Source organism: Tepidibacillus decaturensis (assembly GCF_001561915.1).
Classification (GTDB): domain Bacteria; phylum Bacillota; class Bacilli; order Tepidibacillales; family Tepidibacillaceae; genus Tepidibacillus_B; species Tepidibacillus_B infernus.
In genome coordinates, this window is sequence record NZ_LSKU01000001.1 from 1,213,296 (window position 1) to 1,230,527 (window position 17,232).

The window sequence follows — 17,232 nt, forward strand, 5'->3', positions numbered from 1 at the left end:
GATCCAAATCCCAGCGAAATATAAAATAGCAGGGATTGCAGCAGCTTTTGCAATCTCCCAATAAGATAATCCAATAAACTCTGCCATCAAAAATGCTGCTGCCCCCATAATAGGTGGCATAATTTGACCACCAGTAGAAGCAGCAGCTTCTACTGCTCCGGCAAATTCAGGACGATAACCTAATTTTCTCATCATTGGAATGGTAAATGAACCAGAGGTAACAACATTAGCAACTGAACTACCACTAATTGTACCTTGTAATGCACTTGAGAAAACAGCAACTTTGGCTGGCCCCCCTACTCTTCTACCAGCAATCAATAATGCCAGATCATTAAAGTATTGACCAACTCCTGTTTTCTCTAAAAAAGCGCCAAACAATAAGAACAAAAAAATAAATTTAGCTGAAACCCATAAGGGTGTTCCTAGGATTCCATTAAGTGTGAAATACATATGGGAGATAATTCTTTCCCATGAGAGACCACGAAAGGCTAGAAAACCAGGAAAATAATTTCCAAACTTCGCATAAATCAAGAAGAGTGCAGCAATCAACGTAATTGGAATACCCACTACTCTTCTTGAAGCTTCAAGTACCAATAGAACAGCTAATAATCCAATAATGAAATCTAGTTGGTTATAATTTCCTGCTCTCATGACTAATCCATCATATTCATATACCCAATAAAGCCCGACAGATGCACCTAAAATAGGCAAAATAATATCTAATATTTTTACAAAAATATTTAATATGGGGAAATCAAGTTTTATATATTTCTTTGTTGGAAATAAAATATAAATTAAACTTAACCCAAATGCTAGATGGATTGTAATTAAAAGCTGTGAAGGTAAGTTTCCTGTTAAAGATGCATAAACTTGGAAGATTGAGAAACTAATAGCTAAAATGGTAACGATCCACTTCATTAATCCCTTATACTGATAAAAAGCTGATTCACGATCATACTTTGTTAATAATTGATGAACTTCTTCTTGTGATAAATGTTGAATGTCATGACTCATTCCTATCCCTCCCTTTTATCCACTGTACTAAGTTGCTTTTCGTTGCTTCAAATCGGATCCAATGACCTGGCACTGTTAACTTTGAAAGTGGGAGTTCTTTATTTTGGATCAATAATTTGTGGTTGGCGATCACTTGCCCAACCCTTTGATCAAAATATGGAAATACACGATGAATGGAGTCGAGAATAAATTTACCATTCTCTATCTTAAATTTCTCTCCATTTTCTATTTCAGATGGGATTCCAACCCCATAGCTTTCAAAAATGACTTTATCAAGGACAATATTTAATTGTTTATCAACATGATAAAACTCTTGAACAGGTGTTCGGTGTATTGAATGAATATATAGAATCGAAAACTTGTTATTATTTTGCAATGAAAAACGTTCAAGAACTTGATCAGTTTGACCATCTGTAAGAACTAACATTGGAAACAACGGTATATTGATTAGAATTAGAATGATAATTAGTAAGATGATTAGAATCATGAATGGAGGATGAAAGAAAAACCGAGGTAACAGGTGCCACCTCGGTTTAGAATGTAAGACTGGCATCATTTAATGCCTTTTTCCTCAAAGTACTTAGCAGCTCCTGGATGTAGTGGTAGACTAATCCCTTGAGTCGCAGTTTCTAAACTGATTTGCTCTGCTTTTTTATTGATGGCTACTAATCCACCTAAATTTTCAAATAAAGCTTTTGTAATATTATAAACTTGGTCTTCAGACAAACCAGAACGTGCAACTAACATCGCTTTAACAGCAACAGTTTTAACATCTTCATTTTGTCCAGAATAGGTTCCAGCAGGAATAACTTCTTCTGTGTAGTATGGGTATTTAGCAATTAACCCTTGAATTTTGTCATCATTTAAATTTAAGATTTTTACTCCTTTAGTCGCTGATAGTTCAGATACTGCAGAAGTTGGAGCACCAGCTGTTATAAATGCTGCATCTAATTGGCCATCCTGGATTTTCTGTGAAGAATCACCAAAAGAAAGACGTTCAGCTTGCAAATCATCAAATGTCAAACCATAGATTTCTAAAATTTGTTTAGCGTTAGCTTCAACCCCACTTCCAGCATCACCAACAGATACTCTTCTACCTTTTAAATCAGCAACAGATTTGATATCGCTGTCAGCTGGTAATACGATTTGTACTGTTTCATTATATAATGAGGCAATTGCTTGTAGATTTTCAACTGGTTTATCAAACATCTCTGTACCTTTTACAGCATAATCAGCAATATCTGTCTGGGTAAAAGCAAGGTCAACTTCTTCACTTGCAATTAAACGCATGTTTTCAGCAGAAGCCCCTGTTGTTTGGGCAGTAGCATCCATATCTGTGTTATCCTTAATGATCTGTGCGATTCCACCACCTAAAGGATAATAAGTACCTGAGGTCCCACCAGTGGCAATAATTAATTGATTGCTACCACCTTGGTCACCACATCCAACCAAAGCAATAGATAATAGCATAGTAATGGCAAGTAAAAAAGCAAATTTTTTCATAACTTGGCCCCCTTCTTCATTATGTATTTTTTAGTCAATTTTAATTTTAAACTATTTTCTAATAATTTGTATAGACTTTTTTGATATTTGTAAAAGGATAAATCTAAATTACAACATGTTCAAATAAAATTCAATAAATCTTCAATTTTTTTTGAACTTATCATGACATTTGTTTATTTAAATTTTAAGTTCATATACTAAATTTGCTAAAATAGTTATTGTGATCAATTTCACATTTATTTGGGAGGTATAGATGAATGGCTAAGACCGAGTTTCAATCAACAGTTTCTTTGAAAGAAGGTTTATTTGTAGAAGCAATTTCTAGAGGGTTTGCTGTCCACATGGACGAACCAGAACAGCTTGGTGGTACCGACAAAGCAATGAATCCAGTGGAACTATTATTATCAGCATTAGGAGGATGTTTGGCTATTACTGTTGGCGCATTTAGTAAAGCTGCGCATGTAGACATTAAGGAATGCAAGGTACATGTGACTGGTGATCTTGATCCTGAAGGTTTCTTGGGTTTAAACAAAGAAGTACGTAAAGGATTTAGTCAAATTCGTTATCAAATTGAAATCCTCTCTGATTCTCCTGAAGAACGAATTAAGAAGTTGATGCAAATGGTTGAAGAAAGATGCCCAGTATCTGATACATTAAAAGGTGTAGAAGTTAAAGGGGATTACGTTCTTCAAAACCAAGTTGCAAATAAGTGATCTTATTATCAAGAGAGCCTTTTAACGGCTCTCTTTCATTTAAATGAGAAAAATATGTGTGCACTTGTGAATATAGGACATCTTGTGATATAACCTTTTTATGCAATGAAATGATATGAAAGGAAGAAGATGATGGAAACCATTTTTACACCAGAATATCTTTTTATTCAATCCAATACCCTCTATATTTCAAGTGAAAAACTTTCAAATTTTATTCAAAAACAAGGAGAAGCTCATCCAAAGATGATTAGTTTGGATGCTCCTATTTTGTGGGAACGATTAGACAATCAAGAAAAAACAGAAGTTTTACTGCACATCGATTGGAATGCTTTCTCCGATTTAATTACAATCCAATTCTCGGAAAAAGATCTAAATTTGTTACAGGAGAATCGAGAGATTGAATCATTAGGCATTTTAGTTCATTTTGATCCAGATGATGGAAATGCAGAACAGGTCATATTCATCATGGGCATTCAAGAAGGATTAAGAGTCATTCTCTAACCAGTTATAAAATTCAAATTTTTCGTTTCCATTCTTTTTTGTATGCCTTGTGCTACTCTGATCTTGGTTGACCCTAAACTGTTTCGTATGTTCTTTTATCTGTTCTACGGTCTTTAAATTCTTCTTCTGCCATTCGAATAAGATTTTGTCAATATACCGGAAATTTAACTTATTTGAGAAAACAGCCTCTTTCAATGCGTATAGAATTATTTCGTTAGAATAATGATCCTGGTCTAACCAAGCTGAGATCAATTCAACTTCCATAGGTGATAACGGTCTGCCAAACTCCTGTTCAAAAACCTTAAAGAGATTATTTTCTTTTAATTCTTTTTCTGATTTCTTTTTCTCGATCCTGTCCATTTGCATTTCTCTTTCAAAGTGGTCAATGATTTTTAAATAGAATGGTGTTAGGTTATACGTCTCATAGAGAATTCCAGATGTCTCATCTTTCATTTCATCAATTTGAAGATATCCTTGTTTTACAAGCCGTTGCAAGATTCGTACTAATTCTTCCGTTTTCAAAGCCATTCTTTGTTCCAATTCTGAAATACTGGGAAATAGCTTCCCCTTACTTTGAAAGTATAGAATATGTATAATTAACATCATTTCTTGATCTGATAAACCTATCTTTTTATAATTTGATAGTAAATGGTTTAAAATAGGAGTTGTCCCTTCTTGTAAAATAGATAAAAATAATTCATGTTTTAATATCACAGTAAACACCTCAAAGCTAGTATACACCAAAAAAGAGCACCAAAGGTGCTCTTTTTTCAAATGTAAAGAAAGTATAACTTTCTTCCACTTGTCATTTAGGGGTTTGTATATTCCATAAGCTGCGACCTTCAGAAGTGCCCTTCTCTCCTTAATCTTTATTTATAGAAGGGCACGGATGACGGAGCGCGATGGAATATACAAACCTTTTCTTAAATGTAAAGAAAGTATTACGTTCTTATCTATTTTCATATTATGGATATAAACGGTTGAGCAAACGCGGGAAGGGAATGGTTTCTCTTACATGCTCCAAACCGCAAATCCATGCAACTGTGCGCTCTAATCCTAATCCAAATCCTGAATGAGGTACTGAACCATATTTTCTAATATCTAAATACCACTTATAAGAATCGATCGATAGATGATGATCTTTAAATCGTTGTTCAAGCAAATTTGGATCATCAATTCTTTGGCTACCGCCAATAATTTCTCCATAGCCTTCTGGGGCAATAAGATCTGCACATAAAACAACTTCAGGGCGATTAGGATCTGGTTTCATATAGAATGCTTTTAATTCAGTAGGGTAATGAGTAATAAAGACAGGCTTCTCAAATTTTTCAGCAATTGCAGTTTCATGAGGTGCGCCAAAATCATCTCCCCATTGAATTTCATGGCCTTCTTCTTGTAAAAATTTAATGGCATCATCATACGTAATCCGTGGAAAAGGAGCCATAACTTTTTCTAGCTTAGAAATATCCCTATCAAGTGTTTGTAATTCTATCTTGCAATTTTTTAATACGGATTGAACAACATGTGAAACGAATTCCTCTTGAATTTTAAGATTTTCTTCATGATCAATAAAGGCCATCTCAGGTTCAATCATCCAAAATTCTATTAAATGCCTTCTAGTCTTAGATTTTTCTGCACGAAAGGTTGGGCCAAAAGAATAGACTCTGCCTAAGGCCATCGCTGTTGCTTCCATGTATAATTGACCACTTTGTGAAAGATAAGCATCTTCATCAAAATATTTCGTGTGAAATAAATTAGTCGTTCCTTCAGCAGAAGTCGGAGTTAAAATAGGTGGATCAACCAATGTAAAACCATTTTGATCCAAATACTCTTGAATAGCACGAATAATTTCGCCTCGAATCTTTAAAATAGCTCTTTGCCTAGGCGTTCTAATCCATAAATGACGATGATCCATTAAAAAATCAGTACCATGCTCTTTTTTAGTGATTGGATATTCTTCAGCAATTTGAATGATTTCAATCCCAGTTACGGAGAGTTCATAACCAATGTTAGATCGATCATCCTTACGAACAGTTCCTGTTACATACAATGAGCTTTCTTGGGTTAATTGAGTAGCAGACTCCCAAACTTCTTCATAAACTTCGTTTTTCACAACAACACCTTGAATAAAGCCTGTTCCGTCACGAAGTTGTAAAAATTGAATTTTTCCGCTTGAGCGTTTGTTATACAGCCATACACCAAGTTTTACTTCTTGTTCAACATATTGAGCGATATCCTTTATCGTGGCTAACAATGACTTTCCCCTCCAATAGATATGGACTGAATGTTTAAGACATCACAAATTCTTTGATACGTTTCACTGCTACTGTTAGTTGCTCTAATGAAGTTGCATACGATAAACGAATGAAATTAGGAGCACCAAACCCTGAACCTGGAACAACGGCTACCTTTGCTTCCTCTAATAAAGCATTTGCCCAGTCATCAGCATTTGCGAATTTTTTCTCCTGAATACTTTTTGTTACATCAACAAAAATGTAAAATGCCCCTAGTGGCTTGATTGGTTTTATACTTGGTATTTCCTCTAATAATTCCAGTACCTTATTTCTTCGTTTTTCAAATACATTTCTCATCTCAACTAATTCAGATTGAGGTCCTACCAGTGCTTCTAATGCACCATATTGTGCAAAAGTAACAGGATTTGACGTACTATGACTGGCCAAATTAGTCATTGCTTTGATGATTGTTGCATCTCCTGCAGCATATCCAATTCGCCAACCCGTCATTGCATAAGGTTTAGATACCCCATTGATAACTAGCGTACGTTTGAATGCATCTTCACTTAAACTAGCAATACTGACATGTTCAATTCCATCATAGATTAATTTTTCATAAATTTCATCAGAAACGATGAGGATATCATGTCTTTTACAAATCTCAGCAATTGCAATGAGTTCATCGCGAGAATAGATGGTACCTGTTGGATTACTTGGTGAGTTGATAATCAGGGCTTTTGTTTTCGAAGTAATCGCCGATTCCAACTGTTCTGGTGTAATCTTATATTGATTTTCCTCTTTTCCTTCAAGGTAAACTGGAATAGCTTCCGCTAACTTAACCTGTTCAGGATAACTAACCCAATATGGTGCTGGAATGATTACTTCATCTCCAGGGTCACAGACCACCTGAAAGAAATTATAAAGAGCATGTTTTGCCCCTAAAGCTACCATGATTTGGTTTGAATGATAATGTAGACCATTATCCTTTGCAAACTTCTCTATAATGGCCTCTTTTAACTCTGGAATTCCTGAAGCAGCTGTATATTTGGTTTGACCATTTTTCATTGCTTGAATAGCTGCATCAATGATGTGGTCTGGTGTATTGAAATCTGGTTCTCCTGCACCAAGTCCCACGACATCCATTCCCTTACTTCGTAATTCTTTTGCCTTTGCGTTAATAGCTAAAGTTGATGAAGGTGTTAAACCCATGACCCGATTAGCTAATTGCATCGATACATCCTCCCCATAGTAAAATATTTTTATTTACTTGATTTTACTATTCTTAGGGTGTCTCTTGCAATCATAAGTTCTTCATTTGTAGGTACAACAAGTACTTCAACCTTGGACTCTGGTGTGCTGATTCTTCTGATCTGCTTAGAACGAGTATTATTTATTTCATCATCAATTTCAACACCCAAATAGCTTAAATGGTCAGTAATTGCCTTTCGAAGCAAATTTGAATTCTCTCCTACACCAGCAGTAAAGATCAATACATCAATTCCATCCATAGCTGCAGCATAGGCACCAATATACTTTCTAATACGATATTCGTACATATCAAAAGCTAACTTTGCATTTTCATTTGTTTCCATGTTTTCTTCAATATCTCTCATATCACTACCAATTCCTGATACCCCAAGAAGTCCACTATGTTTATTCAACATAGAATTTACTTCATTTAAAGTTAAATCTTCTTTATCCATAACAAATGGAATAATTGCAGGGTCGATGTCCCCACTTCTTGTCCCCATCATCAAACCTTCTAAAGGAGTCATTCCCATACTCGTGTCTATAGATTGACCTTTATTTACAGCTGTAACACTTGCACCATTTCCAATATGGCAGGAAACGATTTTTAGTTGTTCCAATGGTTTATTTAAAAATTCTGCTGCCTTCATACATACATATTTATGGGAGGTGCCATGAAAACCGTATCTTCTAATTTTATGCTTTTTATAAAGAATTCGAGGTAATGCATACATAAAGGCATTTTGAGGCATCGTTTGATGAAAAGCAGTATCAAACACTGCAACATTGGGTACATTGGGCAAAACAGTTTCAACTGCCTCTATTCCCACAAGGTTTGCAGGATTATGTAATGGAGCTAAATCAAAAGTTCCTTTGATCGCCGCTTTTACTTGTCCATCTACTTTTACAGAATCGGAAAAAACTTCTCCTCCATGAACAACCCGATGACCGACTGCTTCAATCTCCGTAACATTTTTGATCACGCCATGTTTTGGGTCAACTAAGAAATCAAATACTTTTTCAATTGCCGTAGTATGATCAAGAATTTCAGTTACCAACTTTACTTCTTCTTTATCTGTAGGTTCATGCGTTAATATCGCATCCTCCATTCCAATTCTTTCTACTTTGCCTGAAGCAATAACGGATTCGTCTTGCATGTCAAATAATTGGTATTTTAATGAGGAACTACCACAATTTAGTACAAAAATTTTCATCTGAAAAACCTCTCCTTTACTTTACACGTTCTCCATTTTCATATTTAAAAAAGCCTTGTCCAGTTTTTTCACCAAGATGTCCTGCACGTACTAATTTTTTTAGGAAAGAAGAAGGGCGATACTTCACTTCTCCATACTCTTTGTACATTGCTTCCATCACACGCAATACAGCATCAAGTCCCATTCGATCGGCCATCTCTAATGGTCCATAAGGAAAATCAAAACCTAACTTCATCGCGGTGTCTACATCATCTTCTGAAGCAACACCTTCCATTACGATATTTATCGCTTCAGTAATCAATGGCATCATTAAACGAACAGTTACATAGCCAGGAGCTTCAAAGACTTGAATACCTGTTTTATTCATTTGTTCTACAAATGTTTTAGAGATAGCAAAGGTTTCATCTGAAGTTTTCAATCCACGAACAATTTGGACTAATTCTCTTTTAACGACAGGGTATGTAAAGTTAAGACCAATGAACTTCTCAGGTCTGCTTGTTACACTTGCCAACTCAGTTACACTTAGTGTCGATGTATTCGTAGCAAAAATGGCATTAGGATTACAGATTTGATCTATCTCTTTAAAAATTGCTTTTTTAAGTTCTAAAATCTCATCTACTGATTCTATTACTAATTCAACATCTTTAAGTAATTCTTTCTTAACAGAGTAAGTTATCTTGGATAAAATCACTTTCTTTTCACTTTCTGTGATTCCCCATTTTTCGATTGCTTTATTTAGGGAATGATTTAAATTTTCTTTGGCCTTTTCTAAAAGGGTCTCTTCCTTATCAATTAAATTAACATCGATTCCGTGTTCAGCTAGCATTTGAGCTATACCTAATCCCATTACGCCAGCACCGATAACACCCACTTTACGAATTGTCATGCAAAAATACCTCCCTTTAATTGTAAACATAACACAAATAATATATTAACATAATCCAGCAAAAATGTGTTATAGTTATTTCTAATTTAATTATATAACACAAGTAAAAAATAAGCCAAATCATCCGATTTGGCTTATCATTGTTTCATTAGATAGCTGACGAATCATCTCTCTAAACTCATTTCCTGAAAGTACTTCTTCATTTTCAAGATGTTCAAGAGCTTTTACAATAACTTCTTTATGTGATTGTAACAGATTGCTAGTTTTTTGTAGTAACAGATTTAAAATCTCATTGCTCTCTTTTTCAAGTTTATCCTTCGAAATATAATTAGTATTGACGATTCCTAAGGATGTTAAACCTGTATCGATCAAGTAATTAACTAAATTTAGTGCTTGTTCAAAATCATTTTTAGATCCAGTACTACGGTGACCATAAAAGATCTCCTCTGCAACCGAACCCCCTAAAGCAATCATGATCTGTTGTTCTAATGATTCACGTGTATGCAAGTATTGTTCCTCTTGGGGATTATGACGAACATATCCTAATGCTTGTCCACGTGGTCTCAAAGCAACTTGCGAGATACTACCAGGTTTCACGTTTTCAGCAACAATTGCATGCCCAAGTTCATGTATCGCTACCCTTCTTTTTTCTTGTTGCGAAGCAGTACGGTCCATTTGTTCCCCCATGATGACTTTATCAATCGCACTTGAAAAATGCTTACTCTTGATCTCTTTACTTTTGTCCCTCATCGCATAGATCGCAGCTTCGTTTGCAACACTCTCTAACTGTGCTCCAGAAAATTGATACGTTTCAATTGCTATTTGATTCAGATCAACGTCTGACGCTAGTGGTTTATTTGAAGTATGAATTTCCAAAATCTTTTTTCTGGCATTCTTATCAGGTAGATCGACTAAAATATGACGATCAAAGCGACCTGGCCTTAATAGAGCAGGATCCAACATATCCTTTCTGTTTGTTGCTGCAATAACTAAGATTTGAGGTTGATCTCTACTTTGGATACCATCCATTTCGGTAAGTAGCTGGTTCAAGGTTTGGTCATATTCTCGTTGACTATTTGCGTCGCGTTTTCCACCGATTACATCAATTTCATCAATAAAAATGATCGCACTATTTTTTTGCTGCTTCTTTGCCAATGTTTTTGCTTCTTTAAATAAATCACGAACTCTTTGTGCTCCAACTCCTACATACATCTCAATAAACTCACTACCAGATGAAGCCACAAATACCGATCCCGTATAATCTGCAGCAGCTTTTGCCAATAATGTCTTACCTGTACCTGGTGGACCATCCATTAAAATTCCTTTCAATGGTCTTATCCCGTATTCTTTCATCTCTTCAGAATGTATTAAAAAGTCTAACGCCTCTTTTAATTCTTGTTTAGTTCTTTCGAGTCCACCAATATCTTCAAAAGTAACAATGGTTTTGCCAACAATATGATTTTTTTTCTTTATCTCTTGGTGTAATCCAGGTATACCACCTTTTTTCTCTGTGAGATAAAATGCTAATCCACCGATCAAGGTTAAGAAGAGAAGGGGCCCTATATTTAAACCAATAAATGCAAAGAAGATAAATAAAGCGGGAATGATTCCCCAAAAAATATGTTTAGCCAATCTTTTTCACCTCCAGATTATTCGTTCGAGGCAAAATGAGATATAAAGAAGAATTTTTTGATGAAGATCAATGTAGATTTGATTTTCATCCATAGAATAATTTGCCTTATCTAATTGGTATTCATTCTTTAAGGCATTTATTGTTTTGGGTATTAAACTATATTGATGTTGATCAATAGCTTGTGCAATATAAAAATAAGATTCACTCCATGCCTTCATCAACTTTTCGTCCTCAATTCCTTTACTTTTAAAATCCAAATTTAATTGACGTTTACCAAGATAGGGTTGTAATTTATCTTGTATTTGGTGATAGGTCAGCTGAAAGTTGTCAATTTTTTGGATAGATATACTTACGTTTATTTGATCTCGATCTATTTTTAAATCATAAAGAATAATCCCTTCAATAGAGGCTAATGCATTTTCAATAGGTTTTTTTATTTGAACGGTTTGATAGGTAAACCACCCACCGAATAAAACAACAAGAGACAATACAAGTATTGTGATCGTTACTATCCATGGTTTTTTCTTTATCATTTTATTTCGCCCCTCCATATCTGTAAATCGAATACATATAATAGTATATCACATGATATATCATCTGTTCTTTAGTAATTGCTACCATAAGAGTTGTATAGTAAATCATCAAAAATAAAAAAAGACTGTGACATTGCACAGCCAAATTAAAAAGAGATTATTTTCCCAATAGATACATTTTTATTAGTTCCCCTGTTTTTAAATCAAAATATTGATAACCAAATCTTCCTTGGTCATCCTTAAAAAGTACCTCATAAATCAAACGATCTACCTGCATAATTCCCGGTGTGATCCGTTTAATCGAACTATTAGGTTGTAGAGATAAGGCCTTCTTCTCAATCTCCTCTTTTTTTACCCAATTAGTTAAAAACTGGTAATTAATTTTATCTTTTTCATTTAGCCAAATGATGAGTTGAATACCTAAATGATCTTTTCCCATAATTACATAATATTGCTTTTCACCAGTAAAATAGGAAATTTCATCTATCTTGTCTAAAATAGAAACCTCTTGCCTTGCCTTCATCACCATTTGTTCTTCAACTTTTTTTTCTTTTGCCCAAATTCGATAAAAATAGGCAAACACAATAACTAACAATATGATCAGCAAGATTAAAATTCTAATAATAAATTTTTTCATTTTATCCCCTATAAACTTTTCTTTTTAATTCTTCTATTTTTTAAGTACGGTAAATGGTAAAAACCATCAAATTTGGATCATCTTCATCTTTTGCTAATCCAAACATCAGATCGTCATATTTTAAATTTTTGTTTAAAAGATCCACTATTTTATATAAATCTGAAGTAGCTGTGACTTTTACTGATGCGATCAATTCAATTCCCATAAAGTGACCTTCCTTTTTTAACGGTAAATTAAGTATAATTTTCTTCTTGTATTCGTCCAAGTCTTTTCTTCCCTTATTATACTAGAGAAAACTTGACTTCTGTCAAGTCTTTGTGCAAACAGAAACCCTAGTACTAAGAACATAAGACGCGCTACATGACTAAAGTAGTGAAAAAAGGATAGAAAAAACAGACATCACAAAAATATGGGGGTCTGCCTGAAATAGGATTTCATATCCGCTAGATTTCAGGTAATAATAATATTACACCTAAGGAGGTGATTAGCCTGAACGGCATCTCCAAAGGTCTAATATCACCGTTACATGTCAATCAAAGAGATCAGGTTAAGATTCATGAAATGACAGCATGGTTTTTGCTATTGAAAGATCAAATGGACTTGCTGGATTCAAAGGATGAAGTGATTGGAAATTTTCGTATGAAGGATAATTTATTTACTATTTAAACATGTTTGTTAAATTTAGTATGAATAAAATTAGTCTACCTTATACCTCTTTCTTGCCTGCTACCTTGCAGGCCTTTTTTATCAGTAGAGAAAGTGTCATTTTTTCCTTTTGATAAGAACTGTATGATAGGATCTAAATTTTGTTTTGCTGATTCGGATAATAATGGGGAAAAAAGGTCTCCCTTTTTCTTTAATCGCTCGATTACATTTAATAAATGAAATTGCTTGGGAGTGATTCCTTTTTCTAATTCTCTCCATTCAACAGGCATGGAAATAGTTGCTTCTATTGTGGCTCTTGGTGAATATACCATGGTTATGGTTTTTCCATGCCACATTTGCAGATAATCAAAGTATAGTTTTTTCCCCCTTTTATTAACTATTCTCTCGATCGTCACAATATCAGGAAATTTTTGGCTAAAGTATTGTGCAAAAAATTCATTAAGTTTTCTTGCCGTTTCATAAGTATATTTCTTTTCTATTGGGATATAAATTTGTAACCCTGTTGCCCCAGAGGTTTTTACCCAGCTTTTTATTTGTAAAGAATGAAGAGTTTCGTGAACCTTTAATGCAATATCAACTACTTCATCAAAGATTTGTCCTTCAGATGGGTCTAAATCAAATACTAATGCTGTAGGATAATTTTCTGTTTGATATAGGTTAAACGCCGTATGAAATTCTAAAACAGCTTGATTGGCTAACCATGCCAAGGTTGCCCGATTATTTAGCAGAATATATTGAACCCCTCTCCATTCGTAACGATCCACCCAGTTCGGTGCATAAACAGGAATATTCTTTTGGTAAAAAGATTTTCCACCTATGCCATCAGGAAAACGAATCGTTGTGAGTAAACGATCTCGAGCATGAGGTAATATATAGGGCGCTAGTTCTAATAATTTAGTAATGTAATCAATTTTGCGAATTTCCAAATTTGGCCATAACATTTTTTCAGGATTTGTAATACGAACCGGATACCCATCAATGGTGATAGAATTCACTGGCCAACATTCCCTTCTTACATAACATACTTTTAGAAAGTACATTCATCTTTTGGATGATCAACAAAACCTTGAATACTTGGTTGTCTTAGGGTTTGATTCTCTGTCCATTCCATAAATTTAACTTTTACTGTGATTTGAGGACGAATCCAAATTACCTCATTCATTCGCTCAGGTTTATTTATAAACGGACGTTCTTTTTGCACATGTTCCTTCACTTTTTTTGTAAAGCTTCTCCAATCAGTATGTGTTAACTTTCCTGTACCAGCATGTCCAATATACCAAAGCTGTCCTTCTTGATCATATAATCCTAATAAAATTGCATTTACAATCCCCTCGCGAAGGGTGACCCCTCCAACTACTGCAATTAAATCTTGATAGTTTTTTATCTTTTGCCAACGACTATCTTTTCCATTGATGATGTATGAACTGTTAAGGTTCTTGACCACTATTCCTTCCATTTGATGTTGAACCACAACATTGAATAATTCCTTACCATCGTGATGAGAGGATACCAATTGTATAGTTGGATTAGGTTTAATGATCGCTGAAAGCGCCTTTATTCTTTTTTTAATGGCCAGCTATTAATCCATTCCCCATTAAGATAGAGGATGTCAAAAATCATATAGGTGATCGGTACAATATTTTGCATACGTTTTATTTTGTCTAATCGGCGTATTCCATCTCGTTTCATGATTTCGTGAAATGAAGGTTTACCATCATTACCAAGGGCTATCACTTCGCCATCCAAAATAACAGAGTTTACATTACAATAGGTTTGAATGTCAATCAATTCTGGGTAATGGTTTGTTCGTTCATTTAATTTTCGATTAAAAAGTTTGACATGATGACCATTAAAATATGATAAAATTCTTACTCCATCCCACTTTATCTGAGCAATCCATTTATCCCCCGTAGGTATCTCCTTTGTGATCGTCGGTTCAAAAGGAACAATTGGTTTGAATTCCATGATCTAACCCCTAACTTGCCGTTGTTTTCTTTTTTCTGCCTCTTGTTGTCTTTTTATTTGGAGAGGTCTGTTCGATACTTGCTTGTAAAGCTTGCATCAAATCGATTATATTTTTTTGAGGAGCTGATGGCGCCTGTTCAATCTCTTCTCCCTCAACTTTCTTCGCAATCAGATCTTGAAGTGCTTTACGATATTCATCGGTATACTTTTCCGGTTGAAAAGGTGCAGTAAGATTTTCAATTAACTGAATAGCCATATTTAATTCTTTATCATCAAGCTTCATCTTTTGTGGGATGCCAGGGATAAGTTGAACATCCCTTACCTCATCTGGGTAAAAGATCGTTTCAAGTACAAGAAGATTTTGATAGACACGCAGTGCAGCCAAGGATTGTTTTGACCTGATAGCAATTTTGGCAATGGCGATTTTCCCGGTGTCATTCATCGCTTGCCTTAGCAGATGATAGGCTTTTTCCCCAGTATCTTGTGGTGACAAATAATAGGATTTATCAAAATAAATTGGATCAATTTCACTAAGATTGACAAAATCTAAGATCTCGATTGATTTCTTGATTTCTGGTTTAATCGATTCCAAGTCTTCATCGTCAATTAAAACAAAACGCCCTGGCTCATATTCAAACCCTTTTACAATATCATCCCATTCCACTTCTACATTACAAGTCGGACAAGTACGTACGTATTTTAACGGAGTACGGCAATCCCTGTGAAGATAGCGAAATTTTACTTCCTTTTCTTCTGTAGAAGCATACATTCTGATTGGGATATTCACTAAACCAAAACTAATAGAACCTTTCCACATGGTATGCATTGATAAGCACCTCCTATTCAGTTAGTGTTCGTCGAAATAGTAAAATCATACAAAAAAAAAGCCTGCTTGTGGCTTGTTTGCATTGATCAGTTAACCTAACCTCAATAGTTAACTCTTTCTAATGAATAATTCGTTCCATTACTAAGGATTTGCACTTCTCCTTCTTTCTCTAAAATCATCACGTCCATCCAAGATTCGTTTAACCGTTCAAGGACATCCTCGCTTAATGCATAAAGTTCACGATCACTTGAGAAAATGATACCAACTTGGGCATCCACTTTTTCCAAAAATGTTGCATCAGATCCAGCAACCCCACCAAAATCACTGACCTTCAAAATTTCAGATTTTAACGGATAGCGTTCTAATAACCTTTGTTCTATTTCTTGATTGATATCGCTTGTAAACAAGATTTGCACATCTTTATGGATTAATTGAAAAACAAGTGAATTCGCTTGAGGAGACAGAGAAAGAGGTTCGATTGGTGAAAGAACAACTATTTTTATATTTTGATTGATCTGAATTTCATCCTGAGCTTTTATTTTTTTATTTTTTTGGTAAGCAGAGGGAATTGGAAAAGTCGACGAGATTAATTCTGGAATATAGATAGATTGTATCGAATACTGGTTGAGAATCTGATTAAAACCTCCAAAGTGATCATCACTTGGATTGGTCAAGATCAAGCCCTTTAATTGCCCAACTCCATGTTGATTTAACATTGTTAATAATTGTTCTGTACACTCAGGTGAACCCGTATCAATTAAATAAAATTCTCGATCTGAAAGTTGAATGAGAGTAGCTTCCCCCTGTTTTAGTGGTAAAAAAGAGACTAACATTTCATTAGGCTCAATCTCTATAAATTTGGCTGAAGGGACGGTTTTTTGATCTGGTAAACGAATATAAATAAAAGCAAAAATAAAGAGGATAACAGTGAAGACTCTGATAGTGAATTGCAAAACAATCACCTTCTAGTCAAAAAGAAATGTTACCCTCTATCTATATGAGTCAATACCAATTTTATTCCTTTTGCATCCAATCCTCAATAAACGCAATGATTTTTGTAAAGGGTTGATATTTAATATCGACTGGGGGTAATGACTTAATAAATGACTTCCCATAACGAGATTCAACTACCCTACGATCAAAGATAATGACAACACCCTTATCCTTTTTTGTCCTGATTAATCGTCCAAACCCCTGTTTGAATCGAATAATAGCTTGAGGAACTGATAATTCCATAAACGGATTTTTATGATTCTCTTTTAATTTCTCTGTTTTTGCCTCATTGATCGGATGATTTGGTGGGGTAAAAGGTAAACGAACGATAACTAAGGCGCTTAGTGCCTCTCCTGGAACATCTACCCCTTCCCAAAAACTACTTGTCCCAAGCAAAATGGTATTCGGGTTCTCTGTAAACATCGTTGTTAGTTTAGAACGACTGTTGCTATCAATGCCATGACCTAAAACCTTTATTTGAAAAGGTGCTAGAATTTCTTTTAAGAGTGTATGAGTTCTTTGTAGCATCGAATGAGAAGTAAAGAGAACCAGAACTTTTCCACTTAGAGAAATCGCCACATCAGCGATATCTTTTGCCAAATGTTCGATATAAATATGTTCAGATACTTCTTGTATATTTGGGAAATCGCTGGGTATACAGACTAG

General features: G+C 34.7%; 18 protein-coding genes and 1 pseudogene. 2 read left to right on the forward strand and 17 right to left on the reverse strand.

Going from position 1 to position 17,232, the window contains the following annotated elements:
- The 3 genes from U473_RS05825 to U473_RS05835 all read right to left on the reverse strand — a co-directional run.
- A partial coding sequence (locus tag U473_RS05825) for a TRAP transporter permease (RefSeq protein WP_153012076.1) occupies nt 1–1,014 on the reverse strand: 1,014 nt, incomplete at its 3' end.
- Nucleotides 1,004–1,567: a DUF1850 domain-containing protein gene (locus U473_RS05830; RefSeq protein ID WP_161937290.1), complete on the reverse strand. Its 564-nt coding sequence runs from the start codon at nt 1,565–1,567 to the stop codon at nt 1,004–1,006. The genes U473_RS05825 and U473_RS05830, both read right to left, overlap by 11 nt.
- Nucleotides 1,567–2,517 carry a TAXI family TRAP transporter solute-binding subunit gene (locus U473_RS05835; protein WP_068724299.1) on the reverse strand — a complete coding sequence of 317 codons (951 nt, stop codon included), beginning with the start codon at nt 2,515–2,517 and terminating at the stop codon, nt 1,567–1,569. Before U473_RS05835 ends, U473_RS05830 begins: the two co-directional genes overlap by 1 nt.
- 257 nt (nt 2,518–2,774) lie before the next feature.
- On the opposite strand from U473_RS05835, the gene U473_RS05840 reads away from it, so the two are divergent.
- Both U473_RS05840 and U473_RS05845 read left to right on the forward strand, forming a co-directional pair.
- On the forward strand, nt 2,775–3,230 hold the full coding sequence (locus tag U473_RS05840; protein WP_068724302.1) for an OsmC family protein: 456 nt from the start codon (nt 2,775–2,777) through the stop codon (nt 3,228–3,230).
- Between the two features lie 132 nt (nt 3,231–3,362).
- The gene (locus U473_RS05845; RefSeq protein ID WP_068724303.1) at nt 3,363–3,731 is read left to right on the forward strand and encodes a hypothetical protein; all 369 of its coding nucleotides are present in this window, start codon (nt 3,363–3,365) and stop codon (nt 3,729–3,731) included.
- On the opposite strand, the gene U473_RS05850 is transcribed toward U473_RS05845, so the two are convergent.
- The 14 genes and pseudogenes from U473_RS05850 to U473_RS14210 form a co-directional block, all read right to left on the reverse strand.
- A complete protein-coding gene (locus U473_RS05850) occupies nt 3,714–4,445 on the reverse strand; it encodes a DnaD domain-containing protein (RefSeq protein WP_068724305.1) in 732 nt (243 codons plus the stop codon). The genes U473_RS05845 and U473_RS05850 overlap by 18 nt on opposite strands.
- A gap of 250 nt (nt 4,446–4,695) precedes the next feature.
- Nucleotides 4,696–5,985: an asparagine--tRNA ligase gene (gene asnS, locus U473_RS05855; protein WP_068724307.1), complete on the reverse strand. Its 1,290-nt coding sequence runs from the start codon at nt 5,983–5,985 to the stop codon at nt 4,696–4,698.
- Between the two features lie 34 nt (nt 5,986–6,019).
- A complete protein-coding gene (locus U473_RS05860; RefSeq protein ID WP_068724309.1) occupies nt 6,020–7,195 on the reverse strand; it encodes a pyridoxal phosphate-dependent aminotransferase in 1,176 nt (391 codons plus the stop codon).
- A 29-nt stretch (nt 7,196–7,224) separates the two neighbouring features.
- A complete protein-coding gene (locus U473_RS05865) occupies nt 7,225–8,427 on the reverse strand; it encodes an acetate/propionate family kinase (protein ID WP_068724311.1) in 1,203 nt (400 codons plus the stop codon).
- Nucleotides 8,428–8,443: 16 nt separating this feature from the next.
- Nucleotides 8,444–9,313, reverse strand: coding sequence for a 3-hydroxyacyl-CoA dehydrogenase family protein (locus tag U473_RS05870; protein WP_068724314.1), 870 nt, complete (start codon nt 9,311–9,313; stop codon nt 8,444–8,446).
- 120 nt (nt 9,314–9,433) lie between these two features.
- On the reverse strand, nt 9,434–10,945 hold the full coding sequence (locus tag U473_RS05875; protein WP_068724316.1) for an AAA family ATPase: 1,512 nt from the start codon (nt 10,943–10,945) through the stop codon (nt 9,434–9,436).
- A 6-nt stretch (nt 10,946–10,951) separates the two neighbouring features.
- Entirely contained in the window at nt 10,952–11,479 is a 528-nt protein-coding gene (locus U473_RS05880; RefSeq protein WP_068724319.1) for a hypothetical protein, read from the reverse strand.
- Between the two features lie 157 nt (nt 11,480–11,636).
- Nucleotides 11,637–12,116, reverse strand: a complete 480-nt coding sequence (locus U473_RS05885; RefSeq protein WP_068724321.1) for a cell wall elongation regulator TseB-like domain-containing protein — start codon at nt 12,114–12,116, stop codon at nt 11,637–11,639.
- Nucleotides 12,117–12,156: 40 nt separating this feature from the next.
- Nucleotides 12,157–12,321 carry a YpmA family protein gene (locus U473_RS05890; RefSeq protein WP_068724324.1) on the reverse strand — a complete coding sequence of 55 codons (165 nt, stop codon included), beginning with the start codon at nt 12,319–12,321 and terminating at the stop codon, nt 12,157–12,159.
- 496 nt (nt 12,322–12,817) lie between these two features.
- Nucleotides 12,818–13,777 (reverse strand): non-homologous end-joining DNA ligase, encoded by a 960-nt coding sequence (gene ligD / locus U473_RS05895; RefSeq protein WP_068724326.1) that lies wholly within the window; start codon nt 13,775–13,777, stop codon nt 12,818–12,820.
- 32 nt (nt 13,778–13,809) lie between these two features.
- A pseudogene (locus U473_RS05900) lies at nt 13,810–14,747 on the reverse strand (ATP-dependent DNA ligase).
- A 10-nt stretch (nt 14,748–14,757) separates the two neighbouring features.
- Nucleotides 14,758–15,573 carry a non-homologous end joining protein Ku gene (gene ku / locus U473_RS05905; RefSeq protein ID WP_068724328.1) on the reverse strand — a complete coding sequence of 272 codons (816 nt, stop codon included), beginning with the start codon at nt 15,571–15,573 and terminating at the stop codon, nt 14,758–14,760.
- Between the two features lie 101 nt (nt 15,574–15,674).
- A complete protein-coding gene (locus tag U473_RS05910; protein WP_068724331.1) occupies nt 15,675–16,526 on the reverse strand; it encodes a ComEC/Rec2 family competence protein in 852 nt (283 codons plus the stop codon).
- Nucleotides 16,527–16,587: 61 nt separating this feature from the next.
- Nucleotides 16,588–17,145: a helicase C-terminal domain-containing protein gene (locus tag U473_RS14210; protein WP_161937291.1), complete on the reverse strand. Its 558-nt coding sequence runs from the start codon at nt 17,143–17,145 to the stop codon at nt 16,588–16,590.
- Nucleotides 17,146–17,232 lie beyond the last annotated feature (87 nt).

Coding starts and splice junctions, on each gene's coding strand:
- U473_RS05860 (WP_068724309.1), bottom strand. CDS start 7,195: ATGCAATTAGCTAATCGGGTCATGGGTTTAACACCTTCATCAACTTTA.
- U473_RS05870 (WP_068724314.1), bottom strand. CDS start 9,313: ATGACAATTCGTAAAGTGGGTGTTATCGGTGCTGGCGTAATGGGATTA.
- U473_RS05830 (WP_161937290.1), bottom strand. CDS start 1,567: ATGCCAGTCTTACATTCTAAACCGAGGTGGCACCTGTTACCTCGGTTT.
- U473_RS05835 (WP_068724299.1), bottom strand. CDS start 2,517: ATGAAAAAATTTGCTTTTTTACTTGCCATTACTATGCTATTATCTATT.
- ku (WP_068724328.1), bottom strand. CDS start 15,573: ATGCATACCATGTGGAAAGGTTCTATTAGTTTTGGTTTAGTGAATATC.
- U473_RS05840 (WP_068724302.1), top strand. CDS start 2,775: ATGGCTAAGACCGAGTTTCAATCAACAGTTTCTTTGAAAGAAGGTTTA.
- U473_RS05845 (WP_068724303.1), top strand. CDS start 3,363: ATGGAAACCATTTTTACACCAGAATATCTTTTTATTCAATCCAATACC.
- U473_RS05890 (WP_068724324.1), bottom strand. CDS start 12,321: ATGGGAATTGAATTGATCGCATCAGTAAAAGTCACAGCTACTTCAGAT.
- U473_RS05885 (WP_068724321.1), bottom strand. CDS start 12,116: ATGAAAAAATTTATTATTAGAATTTTAATCTTGCTGATCATATTGTTA.
- U473_RS05880 (WP_068724319.1), bottom strand. CDS start 11,479: ATGATAAAGAAAAAACCATGGATAGTAACGATCACAATACTTGTATTG.
- U473_RS05865 (WP_068724311.1), bottom strand. CDS start 8,427: ATGAAAATTTTTGTACTAAATTGTGGTAGTTCCTCATTAAAATACCAA.